Annotated in this window: 5 protein-coding genes; 4 read left to right on the forward strand and 1 reads right to left on the reverse strand. The window is 38.8% G+C overall.

Annotated features, from left to right (window positions below; translation table 11 throughout):
• The 4 genes from Q0212_RS08710 to recO form a co-directional block, all read left to right on the forward strand.
• On the forward strand, window positions 1-256 hold a 256-nt coding region (locus tag Q0212_RS08710; protein WP_297924583.1), incomplete at its 5' end, for a DUF4845 domain-containing protein.
• The gene (gene rnc, locus Q0212_RS08715; RefSeq protein ID WP_297924584.1) at window positions 256-930 is read left to right on the forward strand and encodes a ribonuclease III; all 675 of its coding nucleotides are present in this window, start codon (window positions 256-258) and stop codon (window positions 928-930) included. The genes Q0212_RS08710 and rnc, both read left to right, overlap by 1 nt.
• Before the next feature lie 4 nt (window positions 931-934).
• Window positions 935-1,882: a GTPase Era gene (gene era, locus Q0212_RS08720; RefSeq protein ID WP_297924586.1), complete on the forward strand. Its 948-nt coding sequence runs from the start codon at window positions 935-937 to the stop codon at window positions 1,880-1,882.
• The gene (gene recO / locus Q0212_RS08725; protein ID WP_297924589.1) at window positions 1,882-2,550 is read left to right on the forward strand and encodes a DNA repair protein RecO; all 669 of its coding nucleotides are present in this window, start codon (window positions 1,882-1,884) and stop codon (window positions 2,548-2,550) included. The genes era and recO overlap by 1 nt, the downstream gene beginning before the upstream one ends.
• A gap of 36 nt (window positions 2,551-2,586) precedes the next feature.
• Here the strand turns inward: recO and Q0212_RS08730 are convergent.
• A partial coding sequence (locus Q0212_RS08730) for an SIMPL domain-containing protein (protein WP_297924591.1) occupies window positions 2,587-3,399 on the reverse strand: 813 nt, incomplete at its 5' end.

Below are 3,399 nucleotides of genomic sequence, written 5' to 3' on the forward strand. Positions count from 1 at the left end.
AAAAGCTAAATTTAGGGAAACACAGATTGATAAATTAGATGCACAAAAATTTGCTAAAGATTTTGCTGCACAAATGGAGCGTAATGGTGTTCGAGATCGTAAAGTAGAAGATTTAATGGTAATTAAACGCGAAGGTAATTTATTAATTGTGGAATTAGATTACGAAGAGCGTAAAAATTTTGCATCCAATTTAGATGTAGTCGCTCATTTCAAAAAGAATTATTCCACAGAAAAGCCTGATGGATTTGTAGAATAATGACCTATCAACGTTTAATTAATACTTTAGGATATGAGTTTAGGGATGAAGCTTGGCTTAAATTGGCATTGACACATCGAAGTGTCAGTGGCAACCATAATAACGAACGTTTAGAGTTTTTAGGGGACTCTATTCTTGGGATGATGATTGCCGAATATTTATATCAGCAATTTCCCAAAGAAAAAGAAGGTCGTCTAACTCGGCTAAGAGCTAATTTAGTTAAGCAAGACAGTTTGGCAGATATCGCCCGACAATTAAAATTGGGTGATTATTTGCATTTAGGTGCAGGTGAGTTAAAAAGCGGTGGTTTTCGCCGTGACTCTATTTTAGCGGATGCGTTAGAGGCAATTTTAGGGGCAATTTACTTAGATGCCCAAAGCATAGATCCCTGTCGTGAATGCTTATTACGTTGGTATGGCCAACGTTTAAATGATGTTGCCATTGAGGTGACTTTAAAAGATCCCAAAAGTCGTCTGCAAGAATATTTGCAATCACGCCATTTGCCGTTGCCAACCTATAGTGTACAAGCAACATGGGGTGAAGATCACAATCAAACCTTTCAAGTTCAATGTATCATTGACAATATTCCACCTGTTTTAGCAACAGGTGCTAGTCGCCGTCATGCTGAGCAAGCAGCGGCCACACTTATTCTTCAACATTTAGGTGTACAGTAATCATATGACTGACCAAGTAATCGAAAACTTTTTTGGTAATACCCAACAAGAGATTGACTCAGAAAACTACCGCTGTGGTTTTGTTGCTATTGTCGGGCGGCCAAATGTCGGTAAGTCTACCTTATTAAACCATTTATTAGGTCAAAAGTTATCTATTACGTCACGTAAACCACAAACCACACGCCACAAAATCGTTGGTATTGTCACCGAAAATAATGTGCAAGCGATTTATGTTGATACACCAGGTATGCATAAACGTGAACCAAGAGCGATTAATCGTTTAATGAATCAAGCAGCACAAAGTGCCTTAAAAGACGTAGATTTGATTTTATTTGTGGTTGATGGTTTAAAATGGACACCTGATGATGAGTTGGTGTTAGAAAAATTAGCAAAGGTAGATACGCCTGTTATTCTTGTGCTCAATAAAGTGGATACAGTTACCGATAAAGCTGCATTATTGCCACACTTAGAAATTTTAAATCAAAAACGTCATTTTTCAGAAGTGATTCCTTTGTCTGCATTACGTGGTCATAATTTGTCGACATTGCATGATATTGTTGGGCGTTATTTACCCTATGCACCACCCATGTATGCCGAAGACCAAATTACTGATCGTTCGCAGCGCTTTTTAGCCGCAGAAATGATTCGCGAAAAAATTATGCGTCAAATGGGTGACGAAGTTCCTTATGATTTAATGGTACAAATTGATCAATTTAAAATAGAAGGTCGTTTGTATCGTATTGATGCAACGATTCTTGTTGAACGTGATGGCCAAAAAGCAATTGTGATTGGAGAGGGGGGGCAAAAACTAAAAACCATTGGCCAAGCAGCTCGTTTGGACATGGAAAAGCTTTTTGACAGTAAAGTCATGCTCACGTTATGGGTGAAGGTCAAGGGTGGTTGGTCAGACGATGAGCGTGCCTTAAAAAGTTTAGGTTACGGTGATGTGTAATGGCCGAAATCGCGCCGTCATGTCATGGATACTTATTACATAGTCGGCCATATCGAGAAAAAAGTCGTTTAACAGAGTGGTGGACCTTAGAGCATGGCCGAATTAGTGCAGTCATGCGCCAAAATCCGCCGCCTTTGTTTCAGCCCTGTTTAATGGCATGGCGGGGTAAAAAGCCACTAAAAACTTTGCAAAATCATGAAAGTGTCGGCGTGCCTTATATTTTAGAAGGTAATGCCATGTTTGCCGGTTTTTATCTGAATGAGTTATTAGTGCGTTTATTGGCCTATGAAGAAGCGCATACCGAACTATTTGTCTTATATAGTCAAACCTTAGAGTCTTTAAAAGATAAACCTAACGATATAGAACCTGCATTACGTCATTTTGAACGTTGTTTATTAGCAAGCTTGGGTTATGCTTTAGATTTTTGTATAGATGCTCAGCAACAAGTGATTCAACCAAATAACTTTTATTTATATGAGCCACAAAATGGTTTTGTGCTAATTGATAAAATTGAACATAACGTTTGGCAAGGCAAAACGCTATTGGCAATTGCGGCTGAAGATTGGCAATTAAATACCACCAAACAAGCGGCTAAAAAAATTATTCGAGCTGCTTTAGCCGTACACTTAGGTAATAAACCGCTAAAAAGTCGAGAGTTATTTATCTGAAAGTCCCTCTCCTTGTGGAAGAGGGCTAGGGTGAGGTCATTGCTCTAGTTCAATACTACCAGACACTTGTACATTTAAGCGACTTTGACCGCCTGCATAATCCGCAGCAGGTGCACCATCAGCCATTTCCATTTTTGCAGCACGAGCCATCATATACATTGGCTGTGGCGGCTGATTGTTGGTTGTGCCTAAATTCATTTGAATGAGTTTATAACCTTTAGCACTCCATGCTGTTTTAATTTTATCAGCACGAGTTTTAAAGGCTGCAACAGCTTCACTGATTAATTGATTTTCTAATTCACGGCGAGTTTCAGGGGCAACACTAAAGTTTAAGTTGTTTAACTGTAGTTTACTTTGTAATTGGCTAATTAACTCCCCAGCAGATTTAAAATCTTTACTAGAGACTTGAATCTCCGCACGACCACGCCAGCCATCCAATTTATTTTTTTCATTATAAATTGGGTAGGTTTGTTGATTGCCACTGGTTAATTTAACGCTACTATAATTAGAGCCTAAACCAGGGGCAACATTTGCACCATCAAGTGTTTGAAATATTTTGATACTAGAACCATTTAAGCTAACACCATTAATAATTTGCTGCAAACGTAAGCGATTTTCGCGCAGTGTTAGTCCACCACTTGCATTTACGCCATTAATGTAGCGATTACCCGCAGTATCAATACTGTTTAATGCAAACTGCAAGGCATCTCCCTCAGTTTTACTTGGGTCGCGCACAAAAGCATCTATCCACACACCTAGCTTAAGATTATAAAGATTGGGGTCTGTTGCTAATAGGGTTCCATCGATTTCTGTAAGATTTGTAAACAATGGAGTTTCTAATTGCATGTA

Source organism: uncultured Agitococcus sp. (assembly GCF_937920075.1).
GTDB lineage: Bacteria > Pseudomonadota > Gammaproteobacteria > Pseudomonadales > Moraxellaceae > Agitococcus.

What these genes read in the sequence shown, in the direction of transcription:
- recO (WP_297924589.1), top strand. Translation starts at nt 1,882, where the DNA reads ATGGCCGAAATCGCGCCGTCATGTCATGGATACTTATTACATAGTCGG.
- rnc (WP_297924584.1), top strand. Translation starts at nt 256, where the DNA reads ATGACCTATCAACGTTTAATTAATACTTTAGGATATGAGTTTAGGGAT.
- era (WP_297924586.1), top strand. Translation starts at nt 935, where the DNA reads ATGACTGACCAAGTAATCGAAAACTTTTTTGGTAATACCCAACAAGAG.